A 19,300-nucleotide genomic window follows, 5' to 3' on the forward strand; every position below is an offset into this window, starting at 1 on the left:
ACCTCTAATCGAATAAGATACTGTTCATTATCGCAATCCCATAGTCATCGATGCCAAAACTACTTTGAGCTGGTGTTGAACGACTTGCTGGGCGATTTAATTGCACCGACTTGCGTGATGCAGACACCGGTTTTACAGTACTACTTGCTGGCAATTTCTTCGCAGTGGCCTGTGTGTTGACCACGTGCGAGAGTGTATCTTTGCGCAGAACTTGGTCGTTAAGTGGCTCTGGTATCGATGTTTTGGTATCTATTTGCAGTGATGATGCAAGGTTGGCAACTTCTGTTTGTTCCCTTTTCTCTTTGTTTTGCTCGTGTTTGGCTGCTGTGTGAACGCGTGAGCTATGCGTCGGTATGTGTTGCTGTACCATCATCTGACCGGATGCTGGGGTGGTGGCTGCCTGAGTGTGTGGTTGTGTCATCATCGTCAACGGTATTTCGGCGGCTTTGATTAAACGAGTTGACTGTGATTTTGAACTTTTCGTTGTACCCTGAGGGTCGTTGGAAAAAAGCCCTGAAAATAGGTGACTACCAAGATTAACCACCTTAGAGCCAACATCGTACAAAGTGCGCGCGGTATTTCCTTCATCCAGTTGACCAAATGAGATCCCGGACAAAATAGAGCCAGCTGCTGATGCGACTTTCTGACCTGTGCTGGCTTTTTCATTTGCTTGCAGTGCAAAGTTTTCATCTGCACGTTGCCATCCAGCTGCGCCATCTAATAAAGCTAACCCCGCTGTGAGTGCTTGACCTGCTATTGGAACAAATTTAGCTCCTCCAAGTACTGCTCGCCCCAACCCTTTCATTGATGGGAGTCGGCTTGAAATAGACTTACTGGTATGCGATAGAGCCTTACTCGCCGTTGATTTACCCAGGGTTGTTTTCCTGCGTCGGCTTTGCGCTTTTACTTCAGATCCAAGACGAGGCTTGGCCTTTCTTCTATGCGCTTTTTTATGGCTAGTATCCGGTGCACCGCTGAGTGCGGCCATTCCGCCTGTCGCTAATGATGCTATGCCTGAAACCGCAGCGCTTGCGCCTCTTGATAATGTAGATATAAAGGAGCGACCAGTGCCGATACGCTTCACTACCGTAGACCTCGCTTTATTGCTGCGGCCATGCCGTTTGCGATTAGTGCGCTTCTCTCGTTTGCTGGTTTGCTTGTCTAGTAAATTACCTAATAAATTATCCGCTGAGCTATCCTTTGGAAGTATGGTTTTGAACAAGCGTAATGTTTGATTCAGTTCTGACAGCGACTCCTTTTGTTCAGCGAATAACGAAGCGCCCAGATTAAGAAGTCGGCCCGTGATATTGCCTTGTTGACCTTGAATTCGAGTAGAGCGTGGATCCATGTGACTGGCTGCGTTTTTAGCAGTGTCGTGGGCTAATGATGCACCAAACAGGCTGGCGACCTGAGTGATAACTTTATACTTGTTCGGCAAGCCTGTTGTCGTCGCTAATCGAGGTCGTGTGTTGCTGCGCGTTGGTGCTTTGCTGTTATCTGACAATAACCGCAAACTCATCCTCCCTTGTAGGGGAGACTGTTTTGTTGTTGGGCGCTTATCTGGATTTGCTACGTGGGTGACATGTGATGGCAAATACTCAGTTGCTAGTTTGGCTAAAGACTGTTTAGGAGCGGCTGCCCAAGTAGTGCGATTGGCTTTCACCTGACGCGCGCGCTTTTGATGTGCTTGCTTACCTTGAGCTGACGTACGTGCTTGGTTTGCTCTTTGTTGGTTCGTATGGGCAATATTCTGGTGAGCAGCTGAAGTTCGTTTGTCACCTTGAATAACTAGCGTGCTGCCTTTATCAATGGTAATTTGGGCATTGTTCAGGCGCAGTGCTTTGGGTGCTGCAACACTTTTTGTAGAGACAGACGCATTGGGGTTAACGTCGCTCGCAGTGATCCCTCCCAACAGCGCGGTGGTTTTAACGCGACCTTGTGGTGGTGCAATCGTTTTTTGACCTTGGGTAGATTTGGCCGTGTTGCTAGGTGGTTGCCTGGTCGCAAARAGCTCTGTCACTGACCCCATCACACGCTTAGCCAAGCTTTTGTTTTGTGGCTTGGCAATACGTTTATCCAGTTTGGCAGTCTGAGGGTTACCGCCACTAAACAATGCTTTGAGATCGAGTATATTTGGTAGGTCATCAAGACCGAGTGTACCAAGTGCGACACGTAACCATTCATGCTTGTCAATGTTCAAAATCGACTGCTGCTCTGCGCGCCTATTTGAAGCCTCGCGATTAACCTGGGGTTTATGCCGCGGCTTTGTCGCTTGTCTAGTTGCTGTTACTCGTTGCGTTTGCAGCCGTGCAAAGGCCTCATTTACTGTACCTAGAATATTGAGCTTAGCTAGAGCTGGGGGAGCTATTTGCCCTTGTGGGCGTGGTGAGGTTGATTGTTTAATAAGTGTCTGTAATATCGCCTGCTGTGGCTTTGGTGCATTAACTAGCATTTCTTTATAGCTATTGGTCATACGCCCTTGCGTGATCGGCGTAGTGCTTTTTTGTTGCTGATTAAATGCACTAATCAAGGGCGCACAATCGGACAGCAACTGACGAAGAGAGTGAGTCTCTAAACGCTGTCCCTTGAGTAGCGTGTCTATATTTACAGAGGTAAGCGCGCTCGGCTTTGTTCCGTTTATTTTGGCAATCGCCTGCAACTGCGTGCTGAGGCTACGTAATGCCGAATTGAGTAGCGCGTGGGTTTCCTCTGCGTGCTGTTGAGTGGGCACGGCGGCTTTTGCTGCACTCACGGGGAGCTGTGAGCGACTTTGTATCTCAGAATTTAGTTGTCGAGTGTTTTTGTTTTGGCTGTGGTGTTTGGGCACTGACGGATCAAAGGTGGCTTGTGCGGTACCTACGTCAATGAGCGCAGCTTTTGTTGAAATCACGGTGCTGCTAGTATTGCCCCGCATCATTGTGGTGTCAGTTGGTGCAAGCATAACAGCCGCTTGTGAAGCGCGTTTTGCAACGGTTGCTGCACTGCTATTTGGTGCGACTTGATTAACGTCAGATGACTGTTTTCCTGCACCTTTTTGACTGGTGAAAAGCGCATCAAAATTAACTAGTTCTGGTAAGTCATCAAGCCCAACTGTGCCCAGTGCAACCTTAAATAACTCTTTTTTGTCGATGTTGAACAAGCTTGGCTTGTCTTTTGTGGTGTCTGAGTTATCTTCTTTGTTGTTCAGATCTGAGCTTCGTCTGGCGCTTTTTAATGCCCGAGATTGTTGAGATTGCTTTTGTTGCTTCTCACTCTGCGCTTTTATATGGCTAGCAAGTTCTGTGAGCGTGCTATCCATATGAGTTAATACATTGAGCTGTGCGTGATCAGCAGCGGCATTTTGTGACAATAAATCTAAGGCCGAGTGGCACTGTGCTCGCTGGCTTTGATCTTTGCTTAATTGTAACTGTGCACTATATTGTCTCGCGATATCCTGAACTAAAATTGGATGATCGCTTTGCTGCTTGGCATTAAAAGCCTTGATCATTGGCCCAAGCATTTTCATTGTGGCGCGCAATGCCTCAATTGACAGATCTTGCCCTAGAAGGAGCTTATCTATATTCAGCGCATGGGGAACATTTTGTAGAGACTGTCCTGTGTTATGTTGAGCCGTTTTTAGTTCATCTAGGTTCAGAGCTTGCAATTGGACAGTAAGGCCCCTGACCACGGCATTGATCAAACCGGTCGCTGTATTTTTGGGGAGTGTAGTTAGAGTTGGGTGTGATTGCCCATTGGAGATAGGAGTATTAGCCTGTCTCGTATTGGGGGAGGGGCTTTTGAAGCGAGCAAAAGCTAACTGCAAGCGTTTTGCCAGCACCGCGAACTCTTGAGGCTGCGCTTGGCGCGGCTCAAAAATGCGAATACCGCTTGGCTGCGTGCTGTTAATAGTTGTGACGTCACCCAAATTAGGGAGGCTTAGCGCATTTGACTGACGTAATTTGTCAATGTGGCGCACAGCGATGTTAGCCATACAAGTCTCCAAAATGTAATGACTCGGTCTACTGGCCCGAGTCTAAGTATTTACGTAATCGTTGTTGTAGCAGCATTGCCATACCAAAATCGAACTTGGCCAGTTCGGTGGGAGACAATATCTGCTTAATTGCCAAACCGAACTCGACTTCCAGTAGTTGGTTCAGATTTGCGAAAGGGATTGATAAGGGCCGCCTCATCGTCTAGAGAAGCTGAAAAAACAATGCCACATTCAGTATTGGCACAAGTTACCGCCATAGGTTTTAAATCGTGATATAAAAACTTGTCGATGTCCTCTAGTGTGGCCGCGTCATCGCCAATGGCATTGTTAAATAAATTATATGCCAACTTGTAATCAAGAGATGACTGCATTGCAGCGATAGCGACTGGGTCTTCATCGGCATTGCGTCGAGTCAACTCTAAATACTGGCCGACCGTGAGGGGTTTAAATTTAACGTCTGTCATGCCACATAAATCAGCGATAACGGGTAATTTAGGTGCCGCTAGGTCTTCAAATTGCAAATTTTCCCAGCCAAATTGATGTTGCACGCTATGTTGACACTGTGGACATTCAACATTCAAATTAAACTCTACGGCATTCATTGTGCTCAAACGACGTAACAAGGCAATGTATAAAAAATCAAAAAATGTGATGTCTTCGCGATCCATTCCTTCTACGCTAATACCATTCAGGATTTTTTCTGTGCTTTTTGCACTAGACATTGTGCCTTGTGCCTGGGAAAACATCTTTACTTCGCCAAATGTATATGGCTTGTAGTGTATTTCTGTTCCAACAGGATAAGCTAAACCACGAGAGGGCAATTGTGCCACTTTTACCATGGTATCAGGTAGGTTGCTTTCTCTGTCTAGTGCTTGTTGTAATTCATTCATCGTATCATTACCTCAGTCTCAGTTTGCCACCATCTATTGGCGACACCTTTTAATCTTCTATTACGATAATCGCGCGTTTGTACTAATTTGTGTCACTACGTGAGCTATTTTTAGGCGGTATATTCGTATCAATAACTCCGCTATCTTGTTGTGCTGTCGCCAAGCTAGCTACATCCATATAGGCAAAGCAAAAATATTGCTACTTAGATGCTCTAAATAGCAATTTTTGATGCAGTCAGTGTCAGATTTACGCCTTCAAATTGAATATGTAGTAAGGTAAATTGGTATTAAATACTGGTTCTGTACTCTACAGCTGGATAAATCCCTTGAATAAGAAAGCCTAACTTAGCAAGTGTTATCGCTTCTTTTTGGGCGATTTCTTTACTCATCATCCAGATAACTTCGCTTCGAGCACCGTTATTGCGACTCTTAAATACCAAGCCGTGATATGCGTATTCATTGGTCGTTTTAAAACGACCGTGTGGGGTGTCGATCATAAAGCGATATTTACTCATGAGGATCTCCATAACAGGTTGTACACCATCGGTGGGTGCGTCTAATTTAATCAACGTGTGATCAGAGTGTGTGTTTGGCTCTGAACCGTCACTTTTTTGTTTGGCTTAAAATACCCAGTACCTTGAAACTTATAGTATTTTCATGGCTGCCGCTTTCACTTGTGCCTGAAAAATTTAAGTCGCCATCAGGTATTACCATGTAAACTGTCTCTTTGGTTGGCTTTCTTTGTGCGTCTAACATTCTTACTTGTAGATAACGAACACATTCATGGGCGGTGCGCACAAATTTACCCTCACCAAAAATATCTTTGTTTACCCAGTCGCTTATCCAGTGCTTTATCGAATGCTCGCTATCATCAATAAAGCTGATATCTACAGTGGTCTCACTGGTACTTTGTGGCACACTGTAAGATGAAAGATAAGCTTCAAAGGTAAAGCTTTGTGTTGTTGCTAAATTTTCGTTGACTGTTGTAGCTGGGAACCAATTCGTGAACTGCCCCGGCCCAGAGTTACTGCGGTCTATGAGCCTGCAGTCCCATAAGTAGTCTTTAGCCCAATCAACATTACGTACTGATTCCATCGAAAAATCAGCCATAGACCAGTCTCCGTATTTACACAACGATTACGTTATGTATTGTACAATATATTAAAGCAAGTTTTATATTGTACAAAGTTAAAAAAAGGGGGCGCACTCGCCACCCTTTTTGTTGCCACACGAATATTACTTTATGGTTGCTTACTGTACAGAAGCACCAGCGCCCATTTTGAAGTAGTCGTATGATAAAGTTAGGCTCGGGCGCATGATATCTGACGTATCACCACCTAGTTCACCGCCCCAGTCTACGCTTTCTAAATAACAACCAAATAGCTTGTAGGTCCAGATTGGCTCGTCCTGATTATTTAGACGCGTTAGCAGCATATCACATTGATATTCCGCACGTTTCTTTTGTTTACCTATGCCTGTTTCCCACAACGCTTCACGCCAGTTGTGAAGCATATTGTGGATAGTGTTATCGACAGTTTCAGCAAACGTGAGATTGATTGTGTGATCATCATCAACAATACCTGCTTGCTTGATATGGTGACCTCGGATTTGAATATCAATGCTCTGCACGGCGCTTGTTGGCAGTGAGCTTGATAAACATCGTACGTTTAAGTCGTTACGGTCGAATGCAACTGCCGGAGGGGGCGTGAACCAAACATCCCACTTATACAGAACAGCAAAGTCGTCTAAGTTACGGATCTGTTCAATTTGTAAACCAGCCATATTGGCCTCCTTTATTGGTGCAGGGTATGTACCCTACAAAAGTATCAAATGAACTGGCGCTTATGCAGCCAGTAACTGTTCTGCTAGGCTAAAATCTAAACCGGTTGGTAGTACTGCTGTGGTGAATGGAATATATTCAATACTGCGGGTCGGTTTAACAAATAGCCATAAGTTCATGCGGCCAGCATCAATGTCTTCTGGTGTGTTGTTTGAGTCGTCACAAACGACTTTAAAGTCATATACGCCTCGACGTGCCTTGATGCCATTCATGTATGACGTAACCATGGCACTTGCGATAGCACGTGATGACTCGTCGTTTAATTCAAACAAGAAGTTTTCTAGTGCATCGCGTACCGCCGGTTCTATGGTGATTAACATCATACGAACGTTGATTCTATCGAGTGCACTTGGCATTGAGCTCAGGGTTTTTTGACCCCAGATCAAGATGCCTTTACCTGCTGCAAAGCGCAGCGGATTAATACCAGCGGCGTATAGGCGATCCATTTCGCCTTTATCGTAGCGACGGCGTACATCGAGTACTTTGATCACACCACGGTTAAGGCCAGCTGCTGGGTACCAAGCTTCTTGGTTCATTGCAGTGCGTGATACCGCAAGTGCCGCATAAGCTTCAGGTGAAACAAAGACAGCACGATTGTTGAACTTGTCGAATATCTTAACGTGTGAGCTGTAAATTGCGCCAAATGAGCTGTTTGCATTTAATACAAGGTTACGATAATCAACCACTTCATTCAGGTAGTTGCTGCTTGCTTCAGCGCTGTAAGGCGTTGACAGAAAAGCGAAACAGTCCATACGTTTTTCACATAATGCAAGTAATGCTTTTTGATAACTTGGTACCGCATAGCCGCCGTCCATAAACAGCTTGATTGGGTAAGTATCAGAGTTTTCAAACTCTTTTAGCGCTTGCATCATGTGGCCCGCCATGACTGCGCCACCTAAATCACCGCCTGCAAAACCAATCGCGTTAAGCACGTGATCAGCCGGCTCTCCTACATAACTTGGGTTTGCGAAACCACGAATGTAGTTAGACTGCTCAAGTACGTTATCCAAAAAGATATTCTTGTTGAATCCATCTACCGCATCTTCACGTAATGCACAGGTAAATGATTCAACTGGATTGGCGCTATCATCTAGATAGACTTCTAGTACGAATGTATTTGGCGTGGTGGCCACTGGTGAGAATAATGACATCACAATGTCACCTTGACCAGCATCGGTAAACGTTACGTACTCTTCGTCAGCTAATGCTTGTGCAGAGGTTGCCAATCGGATCTTGCCGCTTTCTTCACTTTTGACATAGTAACCGCGATCGCCAGAGATGCCGGTTGGTAGTCTGTCATCTTCCGTTTGCTTTATCACGGCTAAACGCACCACTGAGCCCGTAGACCAAGCCTGCGTAACTGCTAAGCTGCTATCAAGTACTTCAGCATCAGCTTCATCAGTAACTGTATTAAACGCAACTTTTTCTGCTGTACGATAGTTGTGTACTTTTACTGACAGGCGGTTACCCCAAGTGCCTTGATCTGCAGCTGTCAGGATGAATGCTTGTGGTGAAGCAGCTTTGATATCTAAGAAATCTTCGAAGCCATCTGCAATTGGCTTAGACTCTGTTTCAGAACCCATTTCGCCAATCGCGGTTGCTGCGAACTTTGCACCATCACCAAGTACACGACGAATGTACAATTTGTCTGCGCCGCCAAGATAAGTCAGTGCAGAGTAGTGTGCGTTGTCAGCACCAATTTTAACCTTACCATCAACCGTGTAACGGTTTAGAAAAGTGTTTTCACTGGTACATAGTTGCGGTTCTAGAGAACCTCTTTCAGCCTGTGGTAATAAGATTGCGGCGTACATGCCGGCTTCTGAACCTACACGCTGAGATAAATTTAATTCTTTAAGAATGACTTGTGCAGATGACATTATGTGTCTCCTTTACTAATTCAATGAAGCTTGCGTATTCAAACGCTTAGCTTACTCGAACGCCTTTTGGCAATGCGCCTAAAGCTTTAGGGTTGATGTTATTGATACGTCCGCGTGGTGGTAGTGTCGTTGCATCACCGTCGTATGAAATAACGACAGGGTGGTTTAGCGTCGAAACTAACGTTGCAAGCTCCGTTGCTGCACTGTCGGTTTTAGATTTACGTGAAGCCATGTTTGCTCCTAATGTGACATTAAAATTAGTCCCAAGTTACCGGTGTAATCTTGGTTTAGGTGTCTCAATGCCTGAATAACAGGCGCTCATCTCACAGCTCATCGTCTCATAGGGTGTAACTTCAGGATAACGAGGAAGTTACGACTTTATTGTACAACAGTGATGGAAGGTTCGTCATCACTGGATTAAAATAATTCGCTAATTTAATCGTTTGCAGGCTGTGCTTTAGACTCGCAAAGAAGATGGAGATTTACCCCCCCAGAAGCGAAAATATTGGTGATTAACGCCAGAGTTTCATTCTTTGATACAATGAACGGCCCCCTCACAATAACTTCTGCACCAATGGATTTGGTTGCACTCTCACCAACGTCGACAGTAAAGTCTTGTAGGGCTTTCCAAGTAAGTTTGTATTCAATTTGTCCGATATCGGGAATATCAACACTAACTGCACTGATTTCACGCAAGCCCCCTGCCACGCTGTAGAGCATTTCAAAGCGTTCTAATTCTTCCATGGAAGAGGTGATATACATAAACTTAAAAGTCATGTCACCGAATAGCACGGGGTATTTGTCCAGAGCGGTTTGGCACTGATGCGGATTGAGTGGATCTTCAGAGCGATATTTTTTTGCCAGTAATGTGTGACCACTTCGCCCAGCATATATGTCATTATTGTTGATGGTGGAGCGGTTAAATAGCAGCAGTGGCAGCGCGGTTGGGTCTATCACTTGTTTTTTTTGATTCGCTGTGCGAAAGGCGCGCAAACCATCTTGATAGTCAAGTGATGGCGTGAATATCGCGTTGACATTAGGAAGGTAGTTACCTATTTCTTTGAGTAGATAATAGGTTACCAACGAAGGGGTTGCGACAACACGGGTTTGCGGATCAGTCATGAAGTTCCTCCGCCTCAATAGGCAATAACGCGAGCTYGTTCATCAAGCATTGTGTCACTCCCAGTGTGAGGGATTGTTTGACCTTATAGGAAAATATTTTCCCATCACTACGCTCAAAAGTGAGCTTGTCTCCTGGTTTGATATCTGCTTGCGCGTACACCTCGACTTTTTTAGCACTACCTAAAGCATGTGTGCCCTCAAGTACCCAGCCTCGAGAGGGAGGAATTATTTTTGCGCGAAATTCCTTGATTTCAAAGGGCGAATTGGGTCTTGTTGACATGGGCCCTGTATGGCCACCATAAACACTGGCGATGGCAGACTGGGGGTTAAGCGTCTGAGGTTGCGATGACGCAACTGATACTTGGCGAGATACCTTGACCTCCACACCAAACATATTGATCAAGGTGGGGAACATGGAGGCACTCCACCGACTGATGGCAGATTCAATATTAGGATATAGCATTTACAAGTCTCTTTGCAGTTATCAAACCATATTATTGTACAATAACTGTCATTTTAGGTGAATGGATTACCAACATATAGATGAAATGTGTAACCGTGCCCAGTGTAACCTCTATTTGGTACTATCGGGCGAACAGAAAAGGAGTCCTTGCCCTCGTAGCCACGACCAGGTCGGTAAATAAGTTTATCATACATAGGAAACCAAGGTGCGACTTCGAGGACACCAAATTCCGGAAAGCGCAGTATTTCAAAACTGCAACGATACCTTTGAGAAAAGTCTTTCTCTAATTCTTTTTGGTCAATAAAATGCAGATCATAATATTCACGCTGATAGTCATAGCTCCAATAATCGATGGTGCGGTGTAAGACATCGCTACTGGTAAAGCGGGGATCTTTGGTGTGGTCAAAAAAACTAAACCAGGTTTCTTGATTTCTTGCGATATGTGTTTGTTTTGGGCCATGTAAACGCACATAGGCCGGTCTTTTATTGGGCTCTACATTGGCATATGCTGTGATCATACTTTTCCCTTTTGTGTAATGTTGGCGCATGGGCTGTGCTCAGTGACAGTAGCCATACGCCGATCTTGGTTGGGTGTGCCTGTTACAGGCTACCCCATACAATATAATTGTATTGTGTATCCGACGGTGAATAGGCGCGCCACATCCAAGAGCCGTCTTTAGGGTGGCGATAAAGGATAGGCTCTACGACCATGTTCCTGACAGCATCAAGCATTGCTGCACGGGGAGAATACGCACCTTGCGCGGTTCCGGCTTGCACTTTTGCAATGAGCTCTTCTCGGTAATCTGTGCGTAAATCCCGTAACCATTGCATCAGATCAATAGCGACAATACCAGCTTTGTAACGGCGGTAATCATCACTGCGGTAATTCAGTGGTAAATTGAGCTCTACTCGATCATGGAATGGTTTTGTCTGTAAAGCAGAATGATCGATGCTATCGAGTATAGATGTCATATCCACCGCGAAGTTAGCACCGAGTTGCCTTTGTGTTGAGTGTGTTTGATGATAAAAATCAATTACCTCTGGCAAGTTTTGAGTCATGAAACGATATTGTCGTTGGTGGTTGGCTACCTGCTCTTTGTTCATCCGATAGTGCATATATGCACGGGGATCAGAGGCAAGGTATTGTTCAAATGCAGCGCCTATAGCCATGACGAGGTTAGGGTATTCCACATATTGTGCGATGATTGGGCTTGCAGCGTCGAGCGGAGACTGTAACTGGTTATAGGCAGACTCCAATTGCGCTGTGTTGACACCCAACTGGGTGAGGGTGTTCATCAGCTTAGCTGCACCGAGCATTTGTTGGTCGTATATGCGCTCAACGTCCACTTCATTGAGCTCGCTTTGTCTAAGTAGAGCTAACCTCTCAGCTAATCCTTGACGTGACTGCGCCATTAGTGTGTGGATGGTAGAAGCGGAAAGACCTGCCTGTGCAAGTGCATGTTGTGCGACGTTGTCAATGTGATTAGCCTGGATCAAGGCATTTAACAAGGTACTTTCACTTAGTAGGTCTTGACGATAATGTTGTCGCACACTAGGTGGGAGCACCATGGCCTGAGCTAAGCGGTTTAACAAGTGGCCTCGCGTCTTAAGTGACTGCTTAAAACTTTTATCTGTGAGCCAGCTCCCTTCTAAGATCTCGATAATTTCTTTGTGCAGCTTGGTACTGATTGTGGGCGCTGTTTGTTTCATTTGCCAGTGATCGATAGCAACTGCTGTGAGTTCAGCCGTGTACTGCATTAAGCTCTGTATGTAGCTATCTGGCGACAATCGAGTGTAATCTAACTTGTCTGCATGCGCGTATAGAGAGTCCCGTAATATGGTATTAATTTTGAGTGCATAATGGCTTACGGTACTTGCTTTTAGCCTGTCCATTTCCTGGATCTTGATTGGTATTGGCGCGCAAAACGTACGCTTACCTAAATCAACTGTGCCGTATAGGTCAAAACCCTTTGCATGACGCATGGCTACAAATACGCTGTCAGGCATACTTTGCTTTAATAATTTATAAGGTGATTGTACTATCTTACCTAACGGCACATCACTTGGGGTAACGAGCTGATAAGTGAGCTCGGTTGAGCGCATCATGCTGTGTGCTTTCGCCAAGCTAATAGACTGCTTAGTAGTATGAACGTCGGTGACGCGTAATGTTAGCAAGCGCGTAACGTTGTAGCTCAAAGTGGTGACTTTTAGATTCACTAATGCAGGGATGTTTGCTGAGGTCTTTAGCGCCTCGAGCTTTTCCCATTGTATTGTCCTTGTGAGCGGGTTGGTCAGTGTTTCTTTAATGACGACATGCTTAACTGCCGGTTGGTCGCCACTATGCTTGATAGAGCGTGTTGTTCCCGTGCCGATTGTTTGCCATGCACGCGTCGTTGTATCGTGAGCAAATATGATGTCGCTACAACGTGAAGCCCGATATGCCGTGGTGAAGCTGTGCGTGCTCAATGGCGTGGCTAGTTTGTAGAGAAGGCCAGTGGTGCTATTAGATAAGTGCGTATTGATCCATTTATCTACCGTCAGTTTACCTATCCCCTGACTAGTTTGGCGCCAAGCAATGTTATCGCTGTTATAGGCTTGAGCATGAGTGCTAGCGCGTAGCCAACTTGGGGCACCAATAAGCAGTCTCGTATTAGTTACCGCTTGGCTAAATAGGCGTTCTGTGTGCTCATGCCCTAATCGATTTTGTACATAACGCATGTTTAGTCGGCTGTAACCGAACGAGAATTGCTCTGCACTGCGACGTATTGTTCGGCTGACTGTTTTTTTCGCCTGCGATAGCTGCTTGAAATCATTCACGAATAATTGCAGATCTGCAGAAAATGGTGCGTAATTACGCTCATAATTGAGACGTACACTGCCAGCACTTCGCTTGTCACGCACGACATGCTGCGTGTGTTCTAATCCAAGGGCGTATAATCCGGCATCTTTTTGAGTGCTTAGCACCGCGGTATCTTGCTTTGGCAGTTCTTGAATATACTGTTGTTGTGACAAGTGCAGGCCAGGGGAAAACGGCCCAAAATCTTGAAGGAAATCGGGTAATCCATGAGGAAATATATAACGCGGTTTAGGCATCCAGTACTGAGGCTTTTGAGAAAGTAGCACACGCTTGCCAGCTTCGCGATAAATAGCCACACGTTGCAATAGGCGCGTGGTTTTATTAATTAGGGGCTTAAAATTAAGCATATTGAAGCGTTTTGACCACGGCTGATATAGTAGATAAGCAGCAACTTCTAGTTGATTGTGTTGGCAATAACCCGATTCCACCTGCCATTTAATCGTTGCCGGCAGGTGCACTTTGGTTCCAGCTTGTTTAAGTAGGTGTGCTTTTTTGAAGACATAATGATTTCTTACCCAAGTGCCTGGTATAAACTTCAGCTGCATATGTTGATTCAACGAATCAACATACATGCGGCCTGACATTTCAATTGCGCCGGACGCGTGCTTCGACAAGGCTTTATTTTGTATCAGCAAAGTGTTTGGTAAATGCTTGCCTAGTATCGATTTGATCGGATGTATTTTAAATGATTCTTGCAAAGAAAAATTGATCAGCTTAAGCGCATCTGCTTGCATTCCTGCGGTGATAGAAAAAACTGCTTTTGGTAAAGTGATCAGCGGTTGAATAACCTCATATATTGCATTGACTAATTTAATTTCCTGCGTCGATGCTATGCTGTTGGTTTGCTTAACAGCAAGCTGTTGCTGCCAGTTCTTAATTACTTCTACTGCGTGGAGCAAATGAGTGGGTCGGTGTGTTTGGCCATTGGCACGGATCAAGTAATGGGCGTAGTTGAGTACGCTTGCTTCAACCATCTTGACAATGAGCTTGGCGCTAGATTGATGCAAAAATTGTGTCTGTTGGCCCGTGTGTGACAACGCGGCGAGCGCTTTGTTATACACGACACTTAGGTATTGCTGTGCTTGATATAAACGTTCATACTTCACCGCATCAGAGCACAAAACAGCCATATTTTTGTTAATTTTAGATTGTATGGCAGAAAGTGTTTCTGATTCCAAAGAGGCGTATTTTGAATACCGGCCTAGGCCTTGTACAAATTTATTTAAAGTTGTGACTGTGACGATGAGCAGCTCAAGCGCATTATTACTATTGAGACTTTTAAAAGCCACATTGACCTCTTGAGCTAGGGTTTTATCTATGGCTGTGYATATTTTATCACTGAGTCTGTGTACTGCGCTTAACCAGCGAGACGGAGCCGCGTTGAGCATATTTATGGATAAGTTTTGCCACGGCGTCGCGTTAACTTGATTATTCAGCTTAAATTGAAAGCTCGGTGACTGAATATAGTATCCGTCGTTAATTGCTACGTCACGGTAGATAATGCGTGCAGTGAACTGCTGTTCTATCCATTGTTTAAAGACCCCGCGTACTATTTTTGCGCTGGTCTGTATACTGGAAATACCCGTTTTCTTTACGAGTGGTATATGCTGTTGAGCAAAGGTTGGTTGCTGATTGTCAGCAGCCTCTAAGCGTGAACACCAAAATCGTATGCTCTCATTCGCTGTGCTTCTAATGTTTAGAGGCCTTGCATTGTCAGCGGCGCGTACGCCCAATATTTTACCTGTGATCAGCCAAGGTAGCTGAGATCTACCTGTGAAGCCGCTAGATTGATAGGCATGCCCCTGTTGGTTATTTAAAAAGTTCACCGAAAACAGGGTAATATTGTGCTCTCTTTGCGGTGTACTTTGAATGAGCTCTCCAAGTGTGAGACCAAGTTTGGAGAAGCGGTAGTTCATCATATCGCTTATGACATGCGAATAGGCAGGTGACTCAGCCGTTAGTACGGACACGGGAATATGTTTGATTTGTTTTGCCATCCAATACGATGCTTGTTCATGCACCCGTGATTGCCAACTCTTAGCTATACTAGACAAGCTTTGCAGTGCACGAAGTGTCGTGCGGTATTGAGTCACGTTATACTGTATTTCAGATAGGATATTTTCGCCGCCACTAAACGCACTGTCAGGCGACATGGTAATATTATTAGTCCACAAAGGGCCGCTAGCAATAGACTTGGCAATTACGCTGATAGGTTTACCGGTTGTAGCCTTTTTTAAATAGCGCGGCGCATTGACCTGAATTTTAGAGACGACGGTCGTCGTGTAGCCAATATTGTGTCTATCTGAACTTATTCTGGTGTAGCGATAAAGTTGATAAACAGGTGCGCCAAGAGATTGTCTGAACTGATCTTGCATCTGCGTAAAGGTCAGCTTTTGATAATCGGCCGTTTGCTTGAGCAAAATACGTAACGCTATGGTTTGAATGGCATGTTGCGTATTATAAACCGCTGAGCCGACATCATCAGAGTAGGCATTACTGACACCGGTTGTAAAAATGGCTTTGGCGAGCGTTGCTAATGATGATTGTGGTTCAACGGCAAACTCTGCTTTTTGCGGCTGATTTTCATTTAAGAATGACGCAATGAAATATTTGATCACATCGGCGACTTGAGCACTTTGTTGCGAGGCTGTTTGTTTAAGCAGTTGAGCGACAAACTTGTTGAGTTTATCCGCAACAGCGTGGGTGTCCGAGGTGTGAGAAGATGACAGCACACCTTTGATAAATTGGATCCTGCTGCCACTTTCTTTTCCTATCCAATTTGACAACACATCGTAAATTGCGCGACCAAGTAAATACTGCTGACCGCTCAAATGATAATTGATGATTGCGGGTGTTGAGGTATCCTGTCCATTCGCTTTATCGTAGTTAATATTACCCACTAAAGTTTGGGGTTGTGCCGTGTTGGCTTGCGAAGTTCCCGCTTCTAACTGTTTAGTGTGTGCGGCTGTGGAGGGCACGTCTGGTGCTTCACTTTTAGACATACTCACTAAGTGTGCATTCATAGCATCAGCAAGTGGACCAGAATGTGCACCGGTCGCTGAGTACTCCATTTTATAGCCAGATGGGTGCAGTGCTAACCAACTAATTGCATACTGAATTGCCTCATATAAACGCTGGATGCGAGTACTCGACTCCATGATAAAGCTGAGAGTTTGTGCAACGTTTACGCGTTGGTTTGGTTGGCTTAGTAACGCGATTAATTGGTCATTACTGGCTGATTTTAATCCACTAATAATACTGAAATTCATCATCTCAGGTTTTAAGGCATGATAGCTTTGTATTGGGTAGCTCGTCATAAAATTAGTGCCTAAATTGCTCTGACAGAGCAATCTTAATTTTACTGAGCCACACAAGCGCAGGCTTTGTTGCTTTGTTCTATGTGCGGTTAAATCTGTACCTAAGGATGCACTTAACTGCTTTAGCTCAAGTGCATTGATATTGTCCGCGCTTAATGTTCGCTGCCCCTCTACGGGTTGGGCTTTCCAGCTATCAACAGCATGCTGAATAGCCCAAATACTTCGCCTAAAGCGCCTTGCCTCTGCAGGTTGTCTAAAAGGTAACTTCGCTGCCCAAGAATAAATTTGGCTAGCTACTAGGTAGTGCTTAAGTTGACGTGTGGATCCGGTGAGCACCTCATCCACTGTGAGTGCACTTTGTGATGTTGCGTGCCGAGACTCGGTTTGCCCAACTCCTTTGGTACTTTGCAATGTGAGGGAAGTTAGTGTGTCATAGGCGACGGTGGCATTAACCTTAGTGTTGGCTTGATACAGCTCATTATCATAACCTAGCACGCCACTGTGGTTGTACATACTGATACCGTCAACCTCTTGGGTGCCAAAAAGCGGTAACTTTACGCGTACAGGTTGCATGCCGTTGCTGACTCTTGGGCTGATCCCTTCATGCCATGAGAACGCTCTTGTTTGTGGCGAGCCACTCGCTTGTGAAGGGTAGCCCACTCCTTGTGTTTTATCACTTGCCAACGAAATAGGGCTGCTAAATACAGACCAAGTATAACGCTTGCCAATTTTTTTAGAGGCAAATCGTCGCAGTCCTAAGTAACGCTGAATACCGCCCAGTGCCAGTCGATAGTGCCAATCTTTAGTGTAGGTTGAACTGACGTTGAACGAAGAACGCATATGAGGACTAAATACGCGTTGCTGTGACGTGGCGTTGGTACTAACAAAGCCAGAGGCACTAAGAACGTTTTCGTGTAATTGCCTAGACCCTTCACTCATCATGTCTATTTTAGGGCCATGGTGGGCATTCGTAGAGTAGAGACGACCTCGGTTAACGTCGTTAACGCGACTGAGCCAAGTTTGTAAATGAAACTTGGCTGTTGCCCATTGCTTTTGTGTGGGGCTTATTTTATATCGCGTATACCCGTGCTGAGAGTTCGCTGATGTGCGCCGTAAAATATAATGTGCGTTTTGCCATCGCACTGTTAGTTGTTCCGCCAAAGTATAAGCGTGTGTATGAGTACCCATACTCCTACTCTGGCCATCGTTAGCATATGTTTTGTGTGCGCAGGTATGAGCACTCACACATTGAGAGTTTGATGTTAAATCTATTGAATCTTGGCTTGATGGCAGTGATGGTACAAATTTTTGAGATCTCGCTCTGTGTAGATCCCAAAAACCAACGCTAAGTAGCGCGTGTTGGGTACTATTAAGTTGAAACCCTTGTATGAGTGGTGTTGTATTGGTATCGGTTGTAGTAGCAAAAACACGAAATTGAACGCCTTTGAGTTGCGCACCAGAGGGCGTAGTTGGTAAATTTGCTGACCAATCACTGTACTGAATATGAGCGTATTCTTCGTTGGAGTAACTTACTCGAAATTCAAAAGTGACTGATGTGTTGCTTGGAGTTGTACCGCTTAGAAGTACCTCAGCGCCTTCGACTAAGGTTAGTGCAGATAAAGGATAAATTTCTGACACATACTTACCAACATAATAGCCTTCGGTATAGACTGGATTTTTAAGCGTTAATAACCCTCGTGCAGCCAACCACTGCATTCCCGTGAACTCACCTCGGGATAAATCAACATAGCGTTCAGAGGAAGCGAATGGCTCGTATACTTTGATGCTAACACGGTGGTGAAGCCCTGAGTGTTTGCTGAATTTGTGGCTGATAGCCAGTTGCTGATCGGTGATCCATGCAGCGCTTGTTAGCCTGCGTGACCCCGCTTCGTCTATAACAAGTTCTCCGCCATCGGCGAGCACAAGCAGTGGGTCGCCATCGCCACGTAACGAAAAATATTCGCTGGTATAAAACTCATCCTCTTGGCAGTGTCGCTGAGCGCTTAAGTTAAAATAGTCAGCTTTCTCTTGCAAGTTAACGAGCAGCTCAGGTTGATTGTTGGGTAGTGCACCGGCTTCCTTTTCAATATGTTGTACAATTGAGGTCACTTCTTCATTACCCGGCTCTTGAATATCAAGGAGTGAAACAATATAGTCACCGTGGTGACGTCGATGCCAAGCCGTTTTGGTAGTGATGATTGGATCGGTACATATATTAACTGAGCCATAGGCGGGTAAAGGTGTAATGTCAGCATCAATCAAATCCAATACCAGCGCATCACCAGAATGCACTTCAGTAAATACCAGCAAGGAAGTGTGCCCACCAACATGCTGCACACTGGTAGGCAAAGGTACATTTTGTACTTCCAGTCCTTCGAAAGAAACAAAGTATAATGTGGTCGCACTGACCGCTGCGACCGACTGTGCTTGAGGTAACCATACTAAATGGCGAATACCGGGTAACCCGGGTACGCTGCGATAGGGAACGAGCTCGAGTAGCCCTTCTTCTCGCGATAAAACCTGTTGAATTTCTATATGGAACATATCTGGACCAACTAGCCAAATAAGACCATCTGCCCAAATGATGTCGGTTACATTGTCGTGTAAGTTTACTGTTTGCAGGTGGATAAGGTTCGGGCTGAATATATGCAGTTTGCCGTTTGCACTGAGTACTAATACGCGCTCGCTCCCAGCGATAACACCGCTAACCACGCGAGTTGGTGAGGCTACTTCGGCAACATACACCATATCATGGTTGATTGGCGTGACGGCAACGACGTAATTCTCATTAAAGTTTGCAAGATACAACAACCCTTTATTATCGGGTATAACGCTGGGTACTCTTTGTTCCGACTTAACACTGAACCATTCTCTTTTGTCCGCTAGCGCATTGATAAATGCACGGTATTTCGCATTTTTTATGGTATTTATTACACTCACGAGGCACCCTCATACTAGTCTCAT

The 19,300-nt window shown here is 45.1% G+C and carries 11 protein-coding genes; all 11 read right to left on the bottom strand.

The window, feature by feature from the left end; all coding sequences use genetic code 11:
* Positions 1-4 precede the first annotated feature (4 nt).
* Entirely contained in the window at positions 5-3,970 is a 3,966-nt protein-coding gene (locus tag EAG18_RS08145; RefSeq protein ID WP_125251886.1) for a hypothetical protein, read from the bottom strand.
* 125 nt (positions 3,971-4,095) lie between these two features.
* Entirely contained in the window at positions 4,096-4,860 is a 765-nt protein-coding gene (locus EAG18_RS08150) for a hypothetical protein (protein WP_125251887.1), read from the bottom strand.
* A 287-nt stretch (positions 4,861-5,147) separates the two neighbouring features.
* Positions 5,148-5,375, bottom strand: a complete 228-nt coding sequence (locus EAG18_RS08155; RefSeq protein ID WP_125251888.1) for a hypothetical protein — start codon at positions 5,373-5,375, stop codon at positions 5,148-5,150.
* An 88-nt stretch (positions 5,376-5,463) separates the two neighbouring features.
* Positions 5,464-5,970: a hypothetical protein gene (locus EAG18_RS08160; protein WP_125251889.1), complete on the bottom strand. Its 507-nt coding sequence runs from the start codon at positions 5,968-5,970 to the stop codon at positions 5,464-5,466.
* Positions 5,971-6,111: 141 nt separating this feature from the next.
* A complete protein-coding gene (locus EAG18_RS08165; RefSeq protein ID WP_125251890.1) occupies positions 6,112-6,642 on the bottom strand; it encodes a hypothetical protein in 531 nt (176 codons plus the stop codon).
* A 60-nt stretch (positions 6,643-6,702) separates the two neighbouring features.
* Positions 6,703-8,577 (bottom strand): phage tail sheath subtilisin-like domain-containing protein, encoded by a 1,875-nt coding sequence (locus tag EAG18_RS08170; RefSeq protein WP_125251891.1) that lies wholly within the window; start codon positions 8,575-8,577, stop codon positions 6,703-6,705.
* A 46-nt stretch (positions 8,578-8,623) separates the two neighbouring features.
* Positions 8,624-8,809: a hypothetical protein gene (locus tag EAG18_RS08175; RefSeq protein ID WP_125251892.1), complete on the bottom strand. Its 186-nt coding sequence runs from the start codon at positions 8,807-8,809 to the stop codon at positions 8,624-8,626.
* A gap of 203 nt (positions 8,810-9,012) precedes the next feature.
* Positions 9,013-9,699: a hypothetical protein gene (locus tag EAG18_RS08180; protein WP_125251893.1), complete on the bottom strand. Its 687-nt coding sequence runs from the start codon at positions 9,697-9,699 to the stop codon at positions 9,013-9,015.
* Positions 9,692-10,162 carry a hypothetical protein gene (locus tag EAG18_RS08185; RefSeq protein WP_125251894.1) on the bottom strand — a complete coding sequence of 157 codons (471 nt, stop codon included), beginning with the start codon at positions 10,160-10,162 and terminating at the stop codon, positions 9,692-9,694. Before EAG18_RS08185 ends, EAG18_RS08180 begins: the two co-directional genes overlap by 8 nt.
* A 53-nt stretch (positions 10,163-10,215) precedes the next feature.
* The gene (locus tag EAG18_RS08190) at positions 10,216-10,680 is read right to left on the bottom strand and encodes a hypothetical protein (RefSeq protein ID WP_125251895.1); all 465 of its coding nucleotides are present in this window, start codon (positions 10,678-10,680) and stop codon (positions 10,216-10,218) included.
* An 82-nt stretch (positions 10,681-10,762) separates the two neighbouring features.
* Positions 10,763-19,276, bottom strand: a complete 8,514-nt coding sequence (locus tag EAG18_RS08195; RefSeq protein WP_125251896.1) for a hypothetical protein — start codon at positions 19,274-19,276, stop codon at positions 10,763-10,765.
* Positions 19,277-19,300: the final 24 nt, after the last annotated feature.

The sequence above is a fragment of the Pseudoalteromonas sp. J010 genome, assembly GCF_003934235.1.
Taxonomy (GTDB): Bacteria; Pseudomonadota; Gammaproteobacteria; order Enterobacterales; family Alteromonadaceae; genus Pseudoalteromonas; species Pseudoalteromonas peptidolytica.